Raw genomic sequence first — 246 nt, 5'->3', positions numbered from 1 at the left:
GACCTTGCGCGGATCGAAATATCTGTTGGTCAGCAGATAGTCCTGGATCACCGTCTCGCGCGGCACGTCGAGCGCGGTGAGGACCAGCGCGGCGGCCACGCCGGTGCGGTCCTTGCCCGCGGTGCAGTTGAACGCCAGCGGCGCCCGCCCGGCGAGCAGTTCGCCGAACATGCGGCGATACTGGCCGTTGAACTGCTTCAGCAGCTGCGGATAGGTCGCGGTCATCGTCGCCCTGGCTTCGGCTGC

General features: G+C 67.5%; 1 protein-coding gene. It reads right to left on the bottom strand.

What is annotated here, in order from left to right:
* On the bottom strand, window positions 1-246 hold a 246-nt coding region (locus NLU14_RS22680), incomplete at both ends, for a tyrosine-protein phosphatase (protein WP_275710857.1).

Origin of the sequence: Marinobacter iranensis, assembly GCF_029207565.1 — a bacterium.
GTDB classification, from domain to species: domain Bacteria; phylum Pseudomonadota; class Gammaproteobacteria; order Pseudomonadales; family Oleiphilaceae; genus Marinobacter; species Marinobacter iranensis.
Note: the sequence above shows the minus strand (reverse complement) of the source record. Positions and strands in the feature narration are given on the sequence as shown.